Origin of the sequence: Gordonia sp. SCSIO 19800 (assembly GCF_018132775.1) — a bacterium.
Taxonomy (GTDB): Bacteria; Actinomycetota; Actinomycetes; order Mycobacteriales; family Mycobacteriaceae; genus Gordonia; species Gordonia hongkongensis.
Genome location: NZ_JAGRQM010000013.1, coordinates 95,947 through 115,641, shown reverse-complemented (window position 1 = coordinate 115,641; position 19,695 = coordinate 95,947). Strand labels below are relative to the sequence as shown.

The 19,695-nt window shown below is 68.6% G+C and carries 16 protein-coding genes; 12 read left to right on the top strand and 4 right to left on the bottom strand.

Annotated elements, in window-relative coordinates:
• Nucleotides 1-35 precede the first annotated feature (35 nt).
• Both KB201_RS15720 and glgP read right to left on the bottom strand, forming a co-directional pair.
• A complete protein-coding gene (locus KB201_RS15720) occupies nucleotides 36-461 on the bottom strand; it encodes a nitroreductase family deazaflavin-dependent oxidoreductase (protein WP_211539740.1) in 426 nt (141 codons plus the stop codon).
• A gap of 102 nt (nucleotides 462-563) precedes the next feature.
• Nucleotides 564-3,158, bottom strand: a complete 2,595-nt coding sequence (gene glgP / locus KB201_RS15715) for an alpha-glucan family phosphorylase (RefSeq protein ID WP_211539739.1) — start codon at nucleotides 3,156-3,158, stop codon at nucleotides 564-566.
• A gap of 67 nt (nucleotides 3,159-3,225) precedes the next feature.
• Here glgP and dop point away from each other — a divergent pair, with 67 nt between their 5' ends.
• The 11 genes from dop to KB201_RS15660 all read left to right on the top strand — a co-directional run bounded on the left by dop (nucleotide 3,226) and on the right by KB201_RS15660 (nucleotide 15,531).
• Nucleotides 3,226-4,725 (top strand): depupylase/deamidase Dop, encoded by a 1,500-nt coding sequence (gene dop, locus KB201_RS15710; RefSeq protein WP_058250430.1) that lies wholly within the window; start codon nucleotides 3,226-3,228, stop codon nucleotides 4,723-4,725.
• A gap of 194 nt (nucleotides 4,726-4,919) precedes the next feature.
• On the top strand, nucleotides 4,920-5,111 hold the full coding sequence (locus KB201_RS15705) for a ubiquitin-like protein Pup (protein WP_004019064.1): 192 nt from the start codon (nucleotides 4,920-4,922) through the stop codon (nucleotides 5,109-5,111).
• Nucleotides 5,108-5,989 (top strand): proteasome subunit beta, encoded by an 882-nt coding sequence (gene prcB, locus KB201_RS15700; RefSeq protein WP_068970063.1) that lies wholly within the window; start codon nucleotides 5,108-5,110, stop codon nucleotides 5,987-5,989. Before KB201_RS15705 ends, prcB begins: the two co-directional genes overlap by 4 nt.
• Nucleotides 5,986-6,777 carry a proteasome subunit alpha gene (prcA, locus tag KB201_RS15695; RefSeq protein WP_078112416.1) on the top strand — a complete coding sequence of 264 codons (792 nt, stop codon included), beginning with the start codon at nucleotides 5,986-5,988 and terminating at the stop codon, nucleotides 6,775-6,777. The genes prcB and prcA overlap by 4 nt, the downstream gene beginning before the upstream one ends.
• Nucleotides 6,778-6,852: 75 nt before the next feature.
• A complete protein-coding gene (pafA, locus tag KB201_RS15690) occupies nucleotides 6,853-8,211 on the top strand; it encodes a Pup--protein ligase (protein ID WP_004019052.1) in 1,359 nt (452 codons plus the stop codon).
• Between the two features lie 68 nt (nucleotides 8,212-8,279).
• Nucleotides 8,280-9,272, top strand: a complete 993-nt coding sequence (locus KB201_RS15685; RefSeq protein WP_078112417.1) for a YafY family protein — start codon at nucleotides 8,280-8,282, stop codon at nucleotides 9,270-9,272.
• Nucleotides 9,272-10,243 carry a YafY family protein gene (locus KB201_RS15680; protein WP_058250434.1) on the top strand — a complete coding sequence of 324 codons (972 nt, stop codon included), beginning with the start codon at nucleotides 9,272-9,274 and terminating at the stop codon, nucleotides 10,241-10,243. Before KB201_RS15685 ends, KB201_RS15680 begins: the two co-directional genes overlap by 1 nt.
• 83 nt (nucleotides 10,244-10,326) lie before the next feature.
• The gene (gene tatA / locus KB201_RS15675; protein ID WP_058250435.1) at nucleotides 10,327-10,599 is read left to right on the top strand and encodes a Sec-independent protein translocase subunit TatA; all 273 of its coding nucleotides are present in this window, start codon (nucleotides 10,327-10,329) and stop codon (nucleotides 10,597-10,599) included.
• Nucleotides 10,600-10,692: 93 nt separating this feature from the next.
• Complete coding sequence (gene tatC, locus KB201_RS15670) at nucleotides 10,693-11,610, top strand: twin-arginine translocase subunit TatC (protein ID WP_091344258.1); 918 nt, start codon at nucleotides 10,693-10,695, stop codon at nucleotides 11,608-11,610.
• On the top strand, nucleotides 11,607-14,417 hold the full coding sequence (locus KB201_RS15665) for an RNA helicase (RefSeq protein WP_211539737.1): 2,811 nt from the start codon (nucleotides 11,607-11,609) through the stop codon (nucleotides 14,415-14,417). The genes tatC and KB201_RS15665 overlap by 4 nt, the downstream gene beginning before the upstream one ends.
• 211 nt (nucleotides 14,418-14,628) lie before the next feature.
• Nucleotides 14,629-15,531, top strand: a complete 903-nt coding sequence (locus KB201_RS15660; protein WP_211539735.1) for a DUF4333 domain-containing protein — start codon at nucleotides 14,629-14,631, stop codon at nucleotides 15,529-15,531.
• Nucleotides 15,532-15,601: 70 nt separating this feature from the next.
• On the opposite strand, the gene KB201_RS15655 is transcribed toward KB201_RS15660, so the two are convergent.
• On the bottom strand, nucleotides 15,602-16,558 hold the full coding sequence (locus KB201_RS15655) for a 5'-3' exonuclease (RefSeq protein WP_058250584.1): 957 nt from the start codon (nucleotides 16,556-16,558) through the stop codon (nucleotides 15,602-15,604).
• A gap of 54 nt (nucleotides 16,559-16,612) precedes the next feature.
• Here KB201_RS15655 and KB201_RS15650 point away from each other — a divergent pair, with 54 nt between their 5' ends.
• A complete protein-coding gene (locus KB201_RS15650) occupies nucleotides 16,613-17,779 on the top strand; it encodes a Xaa-Pro peptidase family protein (RefSeq protein WP_078112420.1) in 1,167 nt (388 codons plus the stop codon).
• A 178-nt stretch (nucleotides 17,780-17,957) separates the two neighbouring features.
• On the opposite strand, the gene KB201_RS15645 is transcribed toward KB201_RS15650, so the two are convergent.
• Nucleotides 17,958-19,565, bottom strand: coding sequence for an HNH endonuclease signature motif containing protein (locus KB201_RS15645; protein WP_078112469.1), 1,608 nt, complete (start codon nucleotides 19,563-19,565; stop codon nucleotides 17,958-17,960).
• Between the last annotated feature and the right edge of the window lie 130 nt (nucleotides 19,566-19,695).

Below are 19,695 nucleotides of genomic sequence, written 5' to 3'. Positions count from 1 at the left end.
GGCGGCTGACCAGCACTAACGGGCGGTCCGTTCCGTCAGACGTCGCGCATGGTGGCGCACAGCACCTTCCGGTCGTCGTCGAGGCTGTCGGGGAGGGGTGCGCCGCTCCGCGACGCCGGCAGCACGCGGACGTCCCCGATCTGCCTTCGACGACCGCGGTGTCGGATCGAGGCCCCCCGCGCCGCGAGCACGTTCGCCACCCAGTCCGACCCGGCGCCATATTTCAGGACGACCCAGAAATCGCGACCCGACGCCAGCGCCATGACCGGCGTCCGGTAGCGGCGGCCACTGCGTCGACCATCGTGTTCGATGACCGCCATACCCGGGACGCGCCCTACCCACAGCAGCACGATCCGGTTGGTCGCGTGCTTGTTGAGCACCGCCACCAGCCGCATGCGTCGCTCACCCAGCATCGAAGCGATCTGCGACGCCGTCCTCGCGACCGTCGACGACACGGTCATCCGGTCCTACGGTCACTGGCTCGGTTCGACCAGTGTGGCGTGGCGAGGGCGGCGACGGCATCCGGCAAGACCCTGAATCACCCCCAGGGATGGACGGATCCGTCAACCGGTCGTCGCCGGAAAGCGTACGAACCCGAGTTCGGACTCCGACGACAACTGCGGATGGCGGGGTAGGACCCGGACGGTATAGCCGAGATGACCGGAGGTTGACGGCGGCACCAGTGCGGTGAACACCATCCGGCCCGACGCATCGCGGTCGGGACCGGGGGTCATGTCGGTGAACGTCGGTGCCAGGATCTCGCCGTCGTCGCCGACCCGGCCGAGTACCACCTGCACCGCGACCGACTCGGGCGCGAGATCTCCCAATGCCACATGGGCGGCGATCCAGAGTCCGTCCTCGCGACGCTCGTCCTCGACCCCGGCCACCTGCACCGACGACCATCCGGTCTCCAGTGTGCGCCGATAGACCGCGAGGTCGCGTGCACCCGCGTAGGAGTCGGCGCATGCGGACTCGTAGGCGCGGGCGGCCGGGCAGTAGAGGTCGGTCGTGTAGTCGCGGACCATGCGCGAGGCGAGTACCTGCGGGCCGAGCCGAGTGAGGGTGTGGCGCATCATCTCCACCCACCGGCGGGGTACACCGTCGTCCGCCCGGCGATAGAAGAGGGGGATCACCGTCTCCTCGAGGAGCGTGTACAGCGCCTGCGCCTCCAGATCGTCGCGACGATGTTCGTCGGTGATCCCCTCCGCGGACGGGATCGCCCACCCGTTGTCGCCGTCGGCCATCTCGTCCCACCAGCCGTCCAGGATCGACAGATTGAGTCCGCCGTTGAGCGCCGATTTCATCCCCGAGGTCCCGCAGGCCTCCATGGGACGGACCGGATTGTTCAGCCACACATCGCAACCGGCGTAGATGAAACGCGCCATCGAGATGTCGTAGTCGGGGAGGAACACGATGCGATCGCGCAGTTCCGGATCCTCGGTGAACCGGACGACCTGCTGGATCAGGGACTTGCCTCCCTCGTCGGCCGGGTGGGCCTTGCCCGCGATGACCAGCTGCACCGGCCGATCGGGATCGGTGAGGATGGTGCGCATGCGTTGGGGATCGCGGAGCATCAGCGTCAGGCGCTTGTAGGTCGCCGCTCGCCGTGCGAATCCGATGGTCAGCACGTGCGGGTCGAACAGGTCGGCGGTCCATGCCAGCTCGGCGTGGGTGAAGCCGCGGTCGAGGCCGCTGGCTAGTGCTCGCCGCCGCACCTCGTCGACTAGTTCCTCGCGCAGCTTCTCGTGTGTTCGCCAGATCGTCTCGTCGGACAGGTCCGCGTACACCTCGGGCGCGGAGTCCTCGTCCCCGTCGGCGAAGTCGCGCCACGCCGGGGCCACCCAGGTCGGTCCGTGCACGCCGTTCGTGATCGCGCCGATTGGCACATCGGCGGCGTCGAAACCCGGCCACAGGTCGGCGAACATCTCCCGACTCACCGCACCGTGCAGCTGCGACACCCCGTTGCTGCGTTGCCCGAGCCGAAATCCCATGTGCGCCATGTTGAAGACGCCGGGGTCCGCCTCGTCGCCGAGTTCGGCCACCGTCGCCGCGGCCAGCCCGGGCAGCAGGCGGGATTTGCCGTCGGAGTCGGCGTCGAGGTAACGGGCGACGAGGTCGGCGGGGAAACGGTCGATCCCGGCCGGCACCGGGGTGTGGGTGGTGAACACGTTCGAGGCGCGGACCACCGCTTCCGCGGTGTCGAAGTCGAGCCCGCCGGCCACCAACTCGCGGATGCGTTCCACGCCGAGGAAGCCCGCGTGTCCCTCGTTCATGTGGAACACCGTCGGCTCGGGTCGGCCGGTGATCCGGACGTACTCGCGGAGCGCGCGGACACCGCCGATGCCGAGCAGGATCTCCTGTGCGATCCGGTGTTCCTGATCCCCGCCGTAGAGCCGGTCGGTTACCGCGCGCAGGGCGGCGCCTTCGGGCTCGTCATCGTTGCGATCGATGTCGGAGTCGAGGAGCAGCAACGGGATTCGGCCCACCGACGCCACCCACACCTGGGCCGACAGGGTCGCCCCGCCGGGCATCGCGACCTCGACGATCACCGGCTCCGCGCCGTCGCCCGGGGCGAGGAGCGTGAGGGGCAGGTCGGCGGGATCGTTCACGGGATACCGCTCGATCTGCCAGCCGTCGTGATCGAGGCCTTGGCGGAAGTAACCGGAGCGGTACAGCAATCCGACGCCGATCAGCGGCAGCCCGAGGTCGGAGGCCGCCTTGAGGTGGTCACCGGCGAGGATGCCGAGGCCGCCGGAGTAGATCGGCAGGACCTCGGAGACGCCGAACTCCATCGAGAAGTACGCGATTCCCGGGGGCACCACCCGGTCATGCGCCGAACCGTCCTGTCCCGATGACTCGGCCGCATACCTCTGGAACCACTGCGGTGCATCGAGATACTGCTCGAGGTCGGCGTGTGCCTCGGCGACCCGTGCCACGAAACCCTCGTCGTCGGCCAGCTCGACCAGACGGGTGGGGTCGGTGTCGGCGAGAACCCGGACCGGATCGCCGGTCGACGACCACAGGCGCGGGTCGATGGTGGCGAACAGCTCCTGGGTGGGGGTGTGCCAGGCCCAGCGCAGGTTGTGCGACAACGGCGCGAGGTCGGCGATCCGGTCGGGCAGCGGCACTCGAACGGTGAACCGGCGGAATGCTTTCACGGCGTCGACCGTACTCAGCACGTGCGGTGGTTGCGACCGGTGGCAAGTGAACATCTACCCTCGAAGGATGCAGCGAATCATCGGGACCGAGGTCGAGTACGGAATCTCCGCGCCCGGCGACCCGACCGCGAACCCGATCATGACGTCCACCCAGGCGGTTCTCGCCTACGCCGCGGCCGCCGGTGTACCGCGCGCGAAGCGGACACGCTGGGACTACGAGGTGGAGTCACCGCTTCGCGACGCCCGAGGTTTCGACCTCGGCCGCGGGGCCGGACCCGCACCGATCATCGACGCCGACGAGATCGGCGCGGCCAACATGATCCTCACCAACGGGGCGCGGCTGTACGTCGACCACGCCCACCCCGAGTACTCCGCACCCGAGGTCACCGACCCGATGGACGCGGTCATCTGGGACAAGGCCGGGGAGCGCGTGATGGAGGCCGCGGCTCGTCACGTGGCGAGCGTCCCGGGCGCTCCGAAACTGCAGCTGTACAAGAACAACATCGACGGCAAGGGCGCCTCCTACGGCACCCACGAGAACTACCTGATGGCGCGGGAGACCCCGTTCACCGCCGTCATCGCCGGGCTCACGACCTTCTTCGCGTCCCGGCAGGTGATCACCGGTTCGGGACGCGTGGGTATCGGCCAGTCCGGCGACGAGGCGGGTTATCAGCTGTCGCAGCGGTCGGACTACATCGAGGTCGAGGTCGGGCTGGAGACCACGCTCAAGCGGGGCATCATCAACACCCGCGACGAGCCGCACGCCGACCCCGAGCGATACCGGCGACTCCACGTCATCATCGGCGACGCCAACCTCGCCGAGACCTCGACCTACCTGAAGGTCGGGACCACCGCGCTCGTCCTCGACCTCATCGAGGCCGGGGTCGACTTCTCCGACATCGAGCTCGCGCGGCCGGTGCAGGCCGTACACACGATCAGTCACGACCCGTCGCTGACGGCCACGGTCGCACTCACCGACGGTCGCGAGCTCACCGGCCTCGCTCTGCAGCGGGAGTATCTGGAGCGTTGTCAGAAGTTCCACGACCAGGAGCACTCCGACGACCAGCGCGCCGCACACGTCCTGCAGACGTGGGCGGACGTGCTCGACCGCCTCGAGCGCGACCCGATGGAGTGCGCCGACATCCTCGACTGGCCCGCGAAGCTGCGCATCCTGGAGGGCTTCCGCCAGCGTGAGAACCTGTCGTGGTCGGCGCCGCGTCTGCAGCTCATCGACCTGCAGTACTCCGACGTCCGGCTCGACAAGGGGCTGTACAACCGGCTCGTCGCGCGCGGGTCGATGAAGCGGCTGACCGACGAGAACGACGTGCTCGCCGCGATCAGCGAGCCGCCGCGGAACACGCGCGCCTACTTCCGCGGCGAGTGTCTGCGCCGGTTCGGCGCCGACGTCGCGGCGGCGAGCTGGGACTCGGTCATCTTCGATCTGGGCGGGGACTCGCTGGTCCGTATCCCCACCCTCGAACCGCTACGCGGCACCGCGGCGCACGTCGGCAAGCTCCTCGACTCGGTGGACTCGGCCGCCGAACTGGTGGATCAGCTCACCACCTGACCGGCCGCGGCGCCTCGCCGTCTCCGACGGCATGTGCTTCGTTCCGCCACAGTTGTCGTCCCCACAGGTAGTGTGGGAGCACACGATTCCGCAGGGTCGAGACACCGGATCACCGCCGCGACAGCGACACCCGATCCCGACTCCCTCGACCGCGGTAGCCCGCCAAGGGGCGATCGGTTTCAAGGAGGCAGCAGATGGCGCAGGAACAGACCAAGCGTGGTGGCGGCGGCGACGACGAGGGCGTGGGCCCCGATTCCGGCGCCGGACAGGAACGTCGCGAGAAGCTGGCCGAGGACACCGACGACCTGCTCGACGAGATCGACGACGTGCTGGAGGAGAACGCCGAGGACTTCGTGCGCGCCTACGTCCAGAAGGGCGGCCAGTGAGCGACAGGTTCGGTTCACTGCCCCCGCTGTCCCAGTTCCGCCCCGGCTCGTTCGCCGGCGCCGACATCTCGTCGTTCACCGAATTCCTCCGGACGCATGCGCCGGAACAACTCCCGCAGGCCCAGGTCGACCGGGTGGGGTCGTTCGCCGGCGGCGCCGACGGCGCCGGTGACATCCCGCACGGCACGACGATCGTGGCCGTGTCATACCCGGGTGGGGTCGTCCTCGCCGGGGACCGCCGGGCCACCATGGGCAACCTCATCGCCACGCGCGACGTCAAGAAGGTCTACATCACCGACGAGTACTCGGCGGCCGGGATCGCCGGCACCGCCGGGATCGCGATCGAGATGGTCCGGCTGTTCACCGTCGAACTCGAGCACTACGAGAAGATCGAAGGCGTCCCGCTGACCCTCGACGGCAAGGTCAGCCGGCTGGCCTCGATGGTGCGGGGCAATCTCGGCGCGGCCCTGCAGGGTCTGGCGGCCATTCCGCTGCTCGTCGGCTACGACATCGACCACGACGATCCGAACGAACGCGGACGCATCTTCAGCTTCGACGTCGCGGGTGACCGGCACGAGGAGTTCGGTGGCTACACCGCCATCGGCTCGGGGTCGGTGTTCGCCAAGTCCTCGCTCAAGAAGCTCTACCGACCCGATCTGACCGCCGACGAGGCGCTCGCGATCGCCGTCGAATCGTTGTACGACGCCGCCGACGACGACTCGGCGACCGGCGGGCCCGATCTGGTCCGCAAGATCTTCCCGATGGCCGCCATCGTCGGCGCCGACGGGGCCCGGGAGGTGGACGCGACCGACATCGAGGCGGCGGCACGTGCCGTCGTCGAACGCCGCAGCGCCGAGCACGAGGGGGGTGCCCGATGACCTTCCCGTACTACGCCAGTGCCGAGCAGATCATGCGCGATCGCTCGGAGCTCGCTCGCAAGGGCATCGCCCGGGGACGCAGCGTCGTGATCCTCACGTTCGCCGACGGTGTGCTGTTCGTCGCGGAGAACCCGTCCAACACGCTCCGCAAGACCAGCGAGATCTACGACCGGATCGGTTTCGCGGCGGTGGGCAAGTACAACGAGTTCGAGAGCCTGCGCAAGGCCGGCATCCAGATCGCGGACATGCGCGGCTACAGCTACGACCGTGCCGACGTGTCCGGGCTGTCGCTGGCCAACACCTACGCCAACGCACTGGGCAGCGTCTTCACCGAGCAGGCGAAGCCGTTCGAGGTCGAGCTCTGCGTCGCCGAGGTCGCCCGTCCGGGCAAGCCGAAACGGTCGCAGCTGTACCGGATCTCCTACGACGGGTCGATCACCGACGAGACCCGCTTCCTGGTGATGGGCGGGGCGACCGAACCGATCGCGGCGGCCCTCAAGGACAGCTACGAGCCCGACATGGAGCTCGGCCGGGCGATCGGCGTCGCGGTCACCGCCCTGACGGCGCCGGCCGACAACGGTGGCGGGACCCCGACCGAACGCCGGGTGCTCGCCGCGGGCGATCTCGAGGTCGCCGTCCTCGACCACAACCGTCCGCGGCGCGCGTTCCGGCGCCTCACGACGTCCACGGTCGAAGGACTCCTCCCGCAGGCTGCGGCGGCCCAGTCCTCGAATATGCCGTCCGAGGCGGACGAAGCCCCTGGTGAGACGCCATCCTCCGAACAGTGACGAGAACGCCGCGGCGCGCGGCGGCCGGTGCGTGTCGACCGGTCCGCCGCGGCCCGCGCGAGTAGGGTTGGTCAAGTGCAGCGACGAATCATGGGCATCGAGACCGAGTTCGGTGTCACGTGCACCTTCCACGGCCACCGCCGCCTGAGTCCGGACGAGGTCGCGCGGTACCTCTTCCGCCGGGTCGTGTCGTGGGGCCGGTCCTCGAACGTCTTCCTGCAGAACGGCGCTCGCCTCTATCTCGACGTCGGATCGCATCCCGAATACGCCACGGCGGAGTGCGACAGCCTCATCCAGCTGATCAACCACGACCGCGCGGGCGAACTGGTTCTCGAGGACCTGCTCGTCGATGCCGAACAACGCCTGGCCGACGAGGGCATCGGCGGCGACATCTATCTGTTCAAGAACAACACCGACTCGGCCGGCAACTCCTATGGATGCCACGAGAACTATCTCGTCGTGCGGGCGGGGGAGTTCTCCCGCATCTCCGACGTCCTGTTGCCGTTCCTCGTGACGCGCCAGCTGATCTGTGGTGCGGGCAAGGTGCTGCAGACCCCCAAGGCCGCGACCTTCTGCCTGTCCCAGCGCGCCGAGCACATCTGGGAGGGCGTCTCCTCGGCGACCACCCGGTCGCGCCCGATCATCAACACACGCGACGAGCCGCATGCCGACGCCGAGAAGTACCGCAGGCTGCACGTCATCGTGGGCGACTCGAACATGTCGGAGATGACCACCCTCCTCAAGGTCGGTTCGGCGGCTCTCGTCCTGGAGATGATCGAGGCCGGTGTCGCGTTCCGGGACTTCGCGCTCGACAATCCGATCCGCGCCATCCGCGAGGTCAGCCATGACCCGACGGGGCGACGCCCGGTGCGCCTCGCCGGCGGTCGGCAGGCCAGCGCCCTCGACATCCAGCGCGAGTATCACGCACGCGCCGTCGAGCACCTCACCAACCGCCGACCAGACCCCGAGATGGACATGGTCGTGGACCTGTGGGGACGGATGCTCGACGCCGTGGAGAGCGACGACTTCGCCAAGGTCGACACCGAGGTCGACTGGGTCATCAAGCGCAAGCTGTTCCAGCGCTACCAGGACCGGTACTCGATGGAGCTCTCGGATCCGAAGATCGCGCAGCTCGACCTGGCGTTCCACGACATCAAACGCGGCCGCGGCGTGTTCGACGTCCTGATGCGCAAGGGGCTGGTCGCCCGGGCGACCACCGACGAGGCCATCAAGACCGCGGTCAACGAGCCGCCGCAGACCACCCGCGCCAAGCTCCGGGGCGACTTCATCTCGGCCGCGCAGAAAGCCGGGCGTGACTTCACCGTTGACTGGGTTCACCTCAAGCTCAACGACCAGGCCCAGCGGACGGTGCTGTGCAAGGACCCGTTCCGCAGTGTCGACGAGCGCGTCGATCGCCTCATCGCCTCGATGTGAGCGCCGGGTCACCGGCGAACCCAGCGTGCCTCCGCACGCGGTGAACGGCCACGTTCTAACCTGACTCGGTGGCAACCCCCAAAGTCGAGCGTCTGCTCAACCTCGTGATCTGCCTGCTGTGGACGCGGCAGTACGTCACCGCCGACTACATCCGCCGCAACGTCGCGGGCTATCCGGACGACGGGCAGTCCGACGAGGCGTTCAACCGGATGTTCGAGCGGGACAAGAACGAGCTGCGAGATCTCGGGATCCCCCTCGTGACCGGCCGGTCGCCGATGGCGGCCGGCGCCGAGGGATACCGCATCGACCGCGACTCCTACGAGTTGCCGGAGATCTCGCTGGAGTCCGACGAGGCCGCGGCGATCGCCATGGCCGCCGCGCTGTGGGACACCCCCGAGGTCTCGACGCTGTCACAGACGGCGATCCTCAAGCTCCGGGCCGCCGGGCTCGATGTCCGCTCCGAGGACGATCTGGGGATCACCTCGGGCGGGTCATCACGATGGCTCGGCTCCGAAGAGGTCATCGCCGGCCTGCTCGCCGCGGTCCAGGACCGCCGTGCCGTCGAGTTCCAGCATCGATCGTCTGCCGCGGCCGCGCCGACCACCCGACGCGTCGAACCGTGGGGAGTGGTGTCCCACCGCGGCCGCTGGTACGTCGTCGGCCACGATCGCGACCGCGACGCCACCCGGACGTTCCGGCTGTCGCGGATCACGACGGTCGCCGCGGTCGGTGCCGCCGACGCGGTCGTGGTCCCGGCCGGCACCGATCTCCAGCAGATCGTCTCCGCGGCGGTCGATTCCGCTGCAGGTTCGGACGGACGGGTCGCGCGGATCTGGGTCGCGGCCGACCGGGCATTCGGCCTCCGCAGGGCCGCGACGACGACTGAACCCGCCGACTTCGACGGCGAACCCGGCGACATCGTGACCCTCGACATCCACTCGCTGACCGCGGTGGCACGGATGGTGCTGGGTGTGGGCCGTGACGCGGTCGTCCTCGATCCGCCCGAGTTGCGCGAGCTCGTCATCGCGAGCCTCGACCGTCTGATGGGGGTGAGCGTCTGATGGCCGCGGCAGCGCCGTCGAGACTCAACCGACTGCTGGCGATGGTCCCGTATTTCCAGGCCCGCCGGGGCATCTCGGTTGCTCAGGCCGCCGACGAACTCGGGGTCACGCAAGCGCAGCTCACGAAGGACCTCGAGCTGCTCTTCGTCTGCGGGCTACCGGGCTATTACCCCGACGACCTGATCGAGCTCGAGTTCAGCGAGGGTTACGTCACGGTCGGGTTCACCGCGGGCATGGACCGGCCACTGCGGCTGACGACCGTGGAGGCGAGCACGCTCCTCGTCGCACTGCGGGCGCTGGTCGAGACCCCGGGGGTCATCGATGTGGCGGCGGCCAGGCGGGCGATCGCCAAGATCGAGCAGGCGGTGGGTGCGACGGTGCCGGGGGTCGCGGGAGCGTCCGACGCACCCGCCGAGCCGTCGGGGGAGAACCCCACGTACACGACGATCCGCGAGGCCACCAAGAAAGCGCGGGCATTGCGCCTGCGCTACTACTCGGCCGGACGCGACAGCGTCACCGACCGCGTGGTCGACCCCATCCGCCTGCAGGTCATGGACCAGCACACCTATCTCGAGGCCTGGTGCCGGATGGCCGAAGGCGTGCGGTTGTTCCGGTTCGACCGCGTCGACACCGCGACCGCCCTCGACGAGCCGAGCCGTCCGCCGGCCGAGGCGGCGGCGTCGAATCAGTCGGTGCTCGTCGCCGAGGACCCCGACCTTCCGGCCGTCGAGATCGAGATCGATGCCGATCACCTGTGGATTCTCGATTACTACCCGCTCGAACCCCTCGAGACTGTCGAGGACCGGCCCGATCCAGGTCTCCCCGTCCGCGCCCGGTTGGTCTACGGCTCGCCGGAATGGCTCACCCGGTTCCTGCTCGGATTCGCCGGCGCCGTGCGGGTCGTCGATGACCCGGCGATTGCCGCCGCGGTCGCCGACACCGCGGAGGCCGCCCGCGGGCGTTATCGCTGAGACCGGCCACAACTGGGCCCGTCCGGCTCGGCGTGTGTCGGGTAGCATTGGACACTGTCTGCTCCGAACTGAAGGGTGATCTCATGGGCTTCACGTCATGGTGGCACTGGGCGATCGTCGCCATCGTGCTGCTGATCCTGTTCGGCTCGAAGAAGCTGCCGGACGCCGCCCGTGGTCTGGGACAGTCGCTGCGCATCTTCAAGAGCGAGGTCAAGGAGATGCAGAAGGACGACGACAAGGATGCGCAGGCCACCACCGACGCGGCAGCGACCGATCCGGCACGACGCGAGCTGCCCGCTGGTGACTCGACCCAGCCGGCCACGCAGCGCGACGCCGACGCCAAGAAATCGGCTTAGGGGCGCGTCGGAGCATCGCCAGTGCGCACTCTCCCGATTCCCCGACGCCTCGACCCGCGGCAACGCAAGCGAAAACTCAATCCCGACGGCACCATGTCGTTGGTCGAGCACCTGTACGAGTTGCGCACTCGTATGGTCATCTCGCTGCTGGCCATCATCGCCACCACCATCTTCGGGTTCGTCTGGTACAGCCACGGCTTCCTGGGCATCCCGTCGCTCGGCGACGTGCTGCGCGGGCCGTACTGCGATCTGCCTGCGTCGTCACGCGCGACGCTGACACCGGATGATTCGTGTCGCCTTCTGGCGACCGGTCCGTTCGACCAGTTCATGCTTCGGTTGAAGGTCGCGCTGACCGCGGGTGTGGTCCTCGCCTGCCCGGTGTGGATCTACCAGATCTGGCAGTTCATCACGCCGGGTCTGCACGCCCACGAACGTCGCTACGGCATCATGTTCGTCGCTATGGCGACGACCCTGTTCGTCAGCGGCGCGGTGCTTGCCTATCTGGTGGTGGCCAAGGCCTTCGACTTCCTGCTCACGGTCGGCAACGAGGTCCAGGTCACGGCACTCGCCGGTGACCAGTACTTCGGCTTCATGCTCAACGTCCTGGTGATCTTCGGCGTCAGCTTCGAACTCCCGCTCCTGATCATCGCGCTGAACGTCGTCGGCGTGCTGACCTACGCCCGGTTGAAGAGCTGGCGCCGCGGGCTCATCTTCGCGGTCTTCGTCTTCGCCGCCATCGCGACACCGGGCCAGGATCCGTTCACGATGCTCGCACTGGCCCTCGCGCTCACCGTGCTGCTCGAGTTCGCGATCCAGTTCGCGCGGATCTTCGACCGGCGCAAGGCGAAGAAGGCGCCCGCATGGGCGGGCCTCTCCGATGACGAGGCCAGCCCACTGCCGCCGACGAAACCGATCGCCCCGGCATCGCCGATCCCGGCGCCGGCGAACGCGGTCGCCAACGCCACCCGTACGTCGACGCGGGCACGCGAGACCTTCGACGACGTCCTGTGACCCAACTCGACTCGTTCACGTCGAGACTCGCTTTCCGCCTCGACGACTTCCAGCGCCGCGCGTGTGAGGCGCTCGAGGGCGGCCACGGTGTGCTGGTGTGCGCACCGACCGGCGCGGGCAAGACCATCGTCGGCGAGTTCGCCGTCCATCTGGCCCTGGCCGGTGGCTCGAAGTGCTTCTACACCACGCCGATCAAGGCGCTCAGCAACCAGAAGTACAACGATCTCGTTGCCGTCCACGGGCACGAGTCGGTCGGGCTACTCACCGGCGACAGTTCGATCAATCCCGATGCCCCGGTCGTCGTCATGACGACCGAGGTCGTCCGCAACATGATCTACGCCGAATCACGGGCACTGGACGGTCTGTCCCATGTGGTCATGGACGAGGTCCACTTCCTGGCGGACCGGTTCCGCGGGGCGGTGTGGGAAGAGGTGATCCTGCACCTCGAACCGTCGGTGCGGGTCGTCAGTCTGTCGGCGACGGTGAGCAACGCCGAGGAGTTCGGCGACTGGATCCAGACGGTCCGCGGCGACACCTCGGTGATCGTCGACGAACACCGTCCGGTGCCGCTGTCCCAGCACATGCTCGTCGGGCAGCGACTGTTCGACCTGTTCGATCCGGCCGACGCCGGTCCGGCCCGCAAGGCCGGCACGCGTCCGCGCGTCAATCCGGAGCTCAAACGCCAGATCCGGCACCGGATCCTGATGGCCGACGACGAGCGGGAGTCGTCGCGCGGCCGTGGCCGAGGACGTGGCGGCGCGCCCCGTCGGCGCGACGGACGCGGACCCGCGCTCTCCCGGCCGAACCTCGTCACGCGACTCGACCGCGAGGGGTTGCTCCCGGCGATCGGGTTCATCTTCTCCCGTGTCGGGTGCGATGCCGCCCTGGCGCAGTGTCTGCGATCCGGGATCTCGCTTCTGACTCCCGCAGAGATCGGCGAGGTCGACGCGATCGTCGACCGCCATCTCACCGAATTGGCACCGGCCGACCTCGACGTGCTCGGGGTGCACGAATGGCGTGAGGGGCTGCGACGCGGACTCGCCTCGCACCACGCGGGCATGCTCCCGACCTTCCGGCACACGGTCGAGGAACTGTTCGTGCGCGGACTGGTCCGGATGGTGTTCGCCACCGAGACGCTCGCGCTCGGCATCAACATGCCCGCTCGCTCGGTGGTTCTCGAGCGTCTCGTGAAGTACAACGGCGAATCGCACGTCGACCTGACGCCCGGCGAGTTCACGCAGCTGACCGGTCGCGCGGGCCGTCGCGGGATCGACGTCGAGGGTCACGCCGTCGTGGTGTGGACACCCGAGGTGGTTCCGGAGGAGGTCGCCGGCCTCGCCGGCGCGCGGACGTTCCCGCTGCGGAGTTCGTTCTCCCCGGAATACAACATGGCGGTCAACCTGCTCGGCCGATTGGGCCTGGACGGCGCGCGTGAGCTGCTCCATCGGTCGTTCGCCCAGTTCCAGGCCGATCGATCGGTCGTCGGTCAGGCGCGAAAGCTGGACGAGGCGCAACGGGCGTTGCGCAAGCTCGACGGCGAACTGGCCCGCGCAGCGCAGGCGCGGGGACTGGAACCCGTTGGCGCCGAATCGGATTCGGACGACGGTCCGTACGCGGGCTTCCTCGGTTACATCACTTTGCGCGAGGACATCCGCCGCCGTGAACGAGATCTGAAGTACCGCAAGCGGGTCAATACACACGACGCCATCACCGCCGACCTGGCCGCACTCAAACGCGGTCATGTCATCGGCGTACCCGTCGGCCGGCACCGCGGTCTGGCGGTCATCATCGAACCGGCCACGCAAGCACAGGATCCGAAGCCGCTCGTACTGACCGAGGACGCCTGGTGCGGACGCGTCGGTACCCGCGACTTCGTCAACCCGCCCGAGGTGCTGGGCAACATGCGGATGCCGAAGAACGCCGATCGACGCACCGGGCGCGGCCGCCGCGACCTGGCGTCGGCGTTGCGATCGACCGGCATCGAGATGCCGCGCGGACGTCAGAAGAAGCGCGCCGACGCCGCCGACGACACCGAACTCGCGAACCTTCGGCGAACCCTGCGCGCGCACCCGGCACATCAGCTGTCCAACGGTGACGAGCTGTTCCGGCTCGCCGAACGCCGTAACCGGCTGGTGCGCGACATCGTCAACGCCGAGCGCAGCATCGGGGAGCGGACGTCCACCCTCGGGGTCACCTTCGATCACATCGTCGGCGTCCTCAGCGAGCTGGGATATCTCGAGCGCGTCGCCGAGTCGACCGAGTCCACCGGGCACACGATGATGGTGACCGATTCGGGCAAGCTGCTCGGCCGTATCTACAGCGAGAGCGACCTGGTCGTGACCGAGTGCATCCGAGCCGGGGTCTGGGACGAGTTGTCACCCCCCGACCTCGCCGCGGTCGTCGCCGCACTCGTCTACGAGAGCCGGCGCGACAGTTGCAGCGGGGTCGACGCCCTGCCCGGCAGCAGCTCGATGCGTGCGGCGATGGCCGCGACCGTCGAGATCTGGTCGCGGGTCACCGCGGTCGAGCAGCGTCATCGGGTCAGTCCGACACGCGAACCCGACACCGGTTTCTCGGTCGCCGTGGCCACGTGGGCGTCGGGTCGTTCGCTCGGCGAGGCCCTGTTGCTGGCGGGCGAACGCGGACAGCTGCTCTCTCCGGGCGACTTCGTGCGGTGGAACCGGCAGGTCGTGGACCTGCTCGAACAGATCCGACTCGGCGTGGGCTCCGACACGCGCCTCGGTGGGACGGCGCGGGCAGCGGTCAAGGCCATCCGCCGCGGCGTGGTCGCCGCCGAGCTCGGCTGAACCGCGCCGTCGACCTCCGCCGACGAGTGTGGGCCGGTGTCGGTTCACCGGACGACGCGACGCCGGGCCACGCGCGATGTTCGCTGATAGTGCCAGGCCGCTGAGGTAACGTTCATCCCGCATTCGGTGTCGGCGTGTCCTGCCCCGATACTGCCGCGACGTCACAGTTCGCCGGCACCCGTCCGGGTGAACGGCCGAGTGGGAGGGACTCATGACCGACCCGTACAACCCCAACCCGTCCCAGCCGAATCCCTCCGGTGATCAGTCCGGTCCCGACGGCAAGACCGAGATCGTGAACCTCCCCGGCGCAACTCCGACGGGCGCCCCGCAGGCCGACCCGACCACCATGGCCCCCAACCCGGGCTCCGCCAACCCCGGGTCACAGAACCCGGGTTATGGTCAGCCGCAACAGAATCCGTACCAACAGAATCCCTACCAGCAAAACCCGTACCAGCAGCCGGGTGGGCCGACGGGCCAGCCGCCCCAGTCGGCCCCGTCTCAGTCCCAGCCGACTCAGGTCGGTCATCCCGGCGGACAACCGGGGCAGTACGGACAACCGGCCGGTCAGCCCTACGGGCAGCCCGGCGGTCAGTATGGCGCCGAGCAATACGGAGCCGGTCAGTACGGGGGACCGGGTCAGTACGGGGCGGGTCAGTACGGGGCACCCGGACAGTACGGCCAGCAGCCCGCCGGCCAGGACCCGTACGCCCAGAACCAATACGGGCAGAACCAATACGGGCAGAACCAATACGGGGGCGGCGACCAGTTCAGCGGAATGGCGACCGGGAAGTCGAACAGGACCGCCCGGACGCTGATGTTCGTCGGCGGCGGCGCGCTGCTCCTCATCGCCGCGATCGTGCTGATCACCGCATTCCTCTTCCCCGGATGGGCACCGAAGAACCTCGATCAGCAGGCGGCGCAGGACGGCGTGCAGAAGATCCTCACCGAGGACTACCAGGCCAGCGACGTCTCCGACGTCCAGTGCCCGTCGGGGCAGCGGGTGGAGACCGGAGCATCGTTCACGTGCTCGGTCACCGTCGGCGGGCAGCAGCAGCAGGTCACCGTCACATTCATCGACGACGACGGCCGCTACGAGGTCTCGCGCCCCAGCTGACTCGACCGGCTGTGACGTCCGGCCTCAGCAGGCTGTCACGTCCGGCCTCAGCCGGCTGCTACATGCGGCCTCAGCCGGCCTGGGGCCAGCCGAGAGCCTTGGCCAGCCTCCCCACCGACGCTCCGATACCCAGCTCCTCGACGAGCTCCGCGAGGGCCGCGGGGTCGGCGGGCTCGGCCGGGAGGATGTCCGAACCGCTGTCGATCGTCTCGGCGTCGGTGCGCACGGAGACGACGGTCCGCGCCGCCTGCAGGTACTCGACCGAGGCGAGCAGTGCCTTGCGGCTCCGCGTCGGAACCGATGACGACGGGTCGGCGGCAGCCGCCTCCAGGGCGTCGAGGCTCCCGTACTCGGTGATCAGTTTCGCCGCGGTCTTCTCGCCGATACCGGCCACGCCCGGCAGACCGTCCGAGGGATCTCCGCGCAACATCGACATCTCCGCGTAGCCGATACCCGCGCGCTCGACCGGCACGCCGTATTTCTCGGCGACCTCCACCGGGCCCATCATCTCGGCCTTCGCCAGACCGCGGCCGACGTACAGGACGCGCACCGGCACGGGATCGTCGGCGACCACCTGCAGTAGGTCCCGGTCACCGCTGACCACGATCACCGGATCGTTCGCCTCGTCGTAGGCGAGCGTGCCGATCACGTCGTCGGCCTCACAACCGACGGCGCCCGAGGTGGCGATGCCCGCCGCCGACAGAACAGCCATGATCATGTCGACCTGCGGGGTGAGCGTGTCGGGTACCTCTTCGACGTCGATGTCCCGGCCCTCGACGTCGGTCCCGCCGTCGGGGACCGCGACGCGATGGGCCTTGTAGGTGGGGATCAGGTCGGTGCGGAACTCGGGGCGCCAGTCGAGATCGAGGCACACCACCAAGCGTGTGGGGCGTTCGCGAACCACGAGATTGGCGATCGTGTCGACGAAACCGCGTACCGCGTTGACCGGGCGCCCATCCGGGCTGGTCATCTTCTCCGGCAGCGCGAAGAACGATCGGAACCACAGGCTGGCGCCGTCGAGCAGCATCAACGAATCCGTCACCCCCACACTCTGTCATGAGTCGGCGGTAGTGTTCGTCGCATGGCATCTGGGAGCGGGGCAACACGGGTCGCGACGGCGGGCGAGGGGATCGGAGCCGGGCCGCTCTTCGAGGCGCAGGTGTATCGCGACCGGGTCCGCCGCGCCGCCGAACTCACCCGCGCCGCGGAGTTGGACGCGCTGGTCGTCGCCCCCGGGCCGGACCTGCGTTACCTGATCGGTTCCCGGGCGGAGACCTTCGAACGGCTCACGGCGCTGGTGATCCCCGCTACCGGTGATCCCCGACTGGTGATCGCGCGGCTCGAGGTCCCGTCGCTGTCGTCCTCCGCGGTCGGCGATCTCGACATCGAGGTGGCCGACTGGGTCGACGGCGACGACGCCCACGCTCTCGCATTGGCCGGATTGCCGTCGCAGCCGCGGATCGCGGTGTCCGACTCCATGCCCGCCCTCCACGCCATCCCGCTGGCCCGACACACCGGCGCCACACCGCAATTGGCGACCGAGGTGCTCCGCGAACTACGAATGATCAAAGACGCCGCGGAGGTCGACGCGCTCCGCCGCGCGGGTGCCGCGATCGACCGGGTGCACGCGCGGATGGGGGACTGGCTGATCCCCGGCCGCACCGAACGCGAGGTGGCCGCCGACATCGCCGCCGCGATCCTCGAGGAGGGACACACCGAGGCGGCTTTCATCATCGTCGGGTCGGGACCGAATGGAGCCGATCCCCATCACGAGTTCTCCGACCGGGTCATCGAGCGGTCCGACATCGTCGTGATCGACATCGGCGGCCCGGTCGAGCCGGGCTACAACTCCGATTCCACGCGCACCTACTGCTTCGACGATCCGCCCGCCGAGATCGCCGACGCCTACGCCGCTCTGCTCGAGGCCCAACGCGCGGCGGTGGCCGCCGTCCGGCCGGGGGTGAGCGCGTCCTCGATCGACGCGGCGGCGCGTGATCTCCTCGCGGAGCGCGGCCTGGCCGATCGGTTCATCCACCGGACCGGTCACGGGATCGGGCTGTCGGTACACGAGGAGCCGTACATCGTCGGCGGCAACGACATTCCGTTGCGCCCGGGCATGGCGTTCAGCGTCGAGCCGGGGGTCTACGTGTCCGGACACTGGGGTGCCCGCATCGAGGACATCGTCGTCGTGACCGATGACGGCTGCGAGTCGCTGAACAACCGCCCGCACGACCTCGTCCGGCTGTAGGACTCACACTGCTGCCGCGCGTCGTCGGTTCATCTCGTACGACAACGACATCGCTCTGACGCCGGGAGGCGGGCACGCCTGTCCGACCGTTGAACGTCATTTCGGCTGCTGGACTTCGATCGAGGTCCATCGGGCGAGTCGAAGTTCGCTGATCGCGAGTTTGATCTATGGACGCGAACTAGCGGGTGGCGAGAAGCTCGGCGAGGAACGCTTCGACGACGGAGGGCTTGGGTCGGGGTGGTCGGACATCGATGACGTGGCTGATTGTCGCCCATGAGCGGCGTGCGTCGATGTGGGTGTGGCCGTCTGGGCGTGGGTGATCGCCGGGCCGGGGTGGTGGTCCGTGGATCTGCTCGCGCACGGTGTTCAGGTGGTGTGCGAACCGTCGGGGTATGTCGGGTCGACGGTTGAGGCGGTCGGGGTTGGGTGGCGCGCCGGGTTCGGCGTTCAACCGCCACACGCAGCGACCTTCGTCGGGTCCGGACCGAGCGATGCGGGTGGTGTATTGACCGGGCTTGTCGCCGACCATGCGGTTGTGGCGTGGGCAGGCGGGGGCGAGGTCGTCAATGTTAGTGAGACCACCCTTCGCCCAGTCCCTTTGGGCGTGGTGGAGTTCGACGTGGGTGGCGGGCTGGTCACACCCGGGTGCCGAGCACACTTCACCGTCAGGGCGGGCGAAGGAGACGAGGCGTTGTTCGCGCGTGGCGAGACGTTTCCCCCTGCCGAAGTGCAGCGGCACGGTGGTGTGGTCTTTGAAGATCGCCAACCACGGCTGGATGTCGGCGGCCATCGCGATCAGGTCCGGGATGGGCAGCAGGGTGCCGGTGGCAGTGGTCGCGAGGCCGGCTTCACGAATCAGATCACCGAGGTCGGCCTTGATGATCAGCTGCACCGGCAGCCCACGATGCGAGGTGCCGAGAGTCCCGTCGGCGAAACCGGCGGCCAGCGCGGCATCGAGGGCGTCGTGATTGGTCTGGGCGGGGGTGCGTCCGTCGCGGTCGGCGGCGGCGGTCAGGGCGTCGGGGTCGGCGGTGCCGGCGGGCCCGGACGGAGACTGCGGGTCGTCGGGGTTGTTAAGTCCGGGTTTGCCCCAGACCGCGAACATCATCGACAGTCGGGCGTGGAGTTCGGGTGTGACGGTGCCGGAGATGGTGGCGGTGCCATCGGCTCGTTGCCGACCGATCCACAGGCCGCGGCGCCTCTTGCGTTCCGAATCGTCGGCGAGGGTGCCGTCGGGGTCGAGATGGGCCAGTAGCCGGGCACCGAGTTGGGTGATGTCGGCAGGTGTGTGGTCGGCGGCGATCTCGGCCATCTGCCGTTCGGCGGCGACCTTGATGTCGTGGTTGATGGCGACTGGGATGCGGTCGAGGACGTCCAAGGCGGCCTGCACGTGCGCGGAGCCGACCGCACCCGCGGCGAACGCTTCAGCGAGGCACGGATGTTCAGGTGGTAGGACCTCGCCGCCGAGGCTGGTGCGGGTGGCGGTGGCATCCATCTGCTTACGACGCCGCATCGGGTTGGAGACCCGCAGCCGGTGGGTCATGTACTGCATGAGTGTCCGACAGCCTGCTTTGCGGGGCAGGTCGCGGGCCTCGACCTGATCGATCTGCCGGTCACCGGCCACGGTCAACCGTGCGATCGCTTTCTCGGTGTCGGCCGCCACATCCGCCAACTCGGTATCGGTACACGGCGCCAGGTCCACGGTCTGCAGTTCGTCGAGGATGCGGTGGAGGTCGGCCACCAGTTCGACGGCACGCGGTTGCGGCGTCGCGGATTCATCAGACATGGTCACCTCCCCTGAGAACCGTTGCCGTTGCTGCGAATGTACGTTCGAGTGTACATCAAAATGGACGCGCGTCAATCTCAAAAGCTATGTCATTCAACGCTATTCGGCGAGAGCAAGTTGTCGGTGCCTC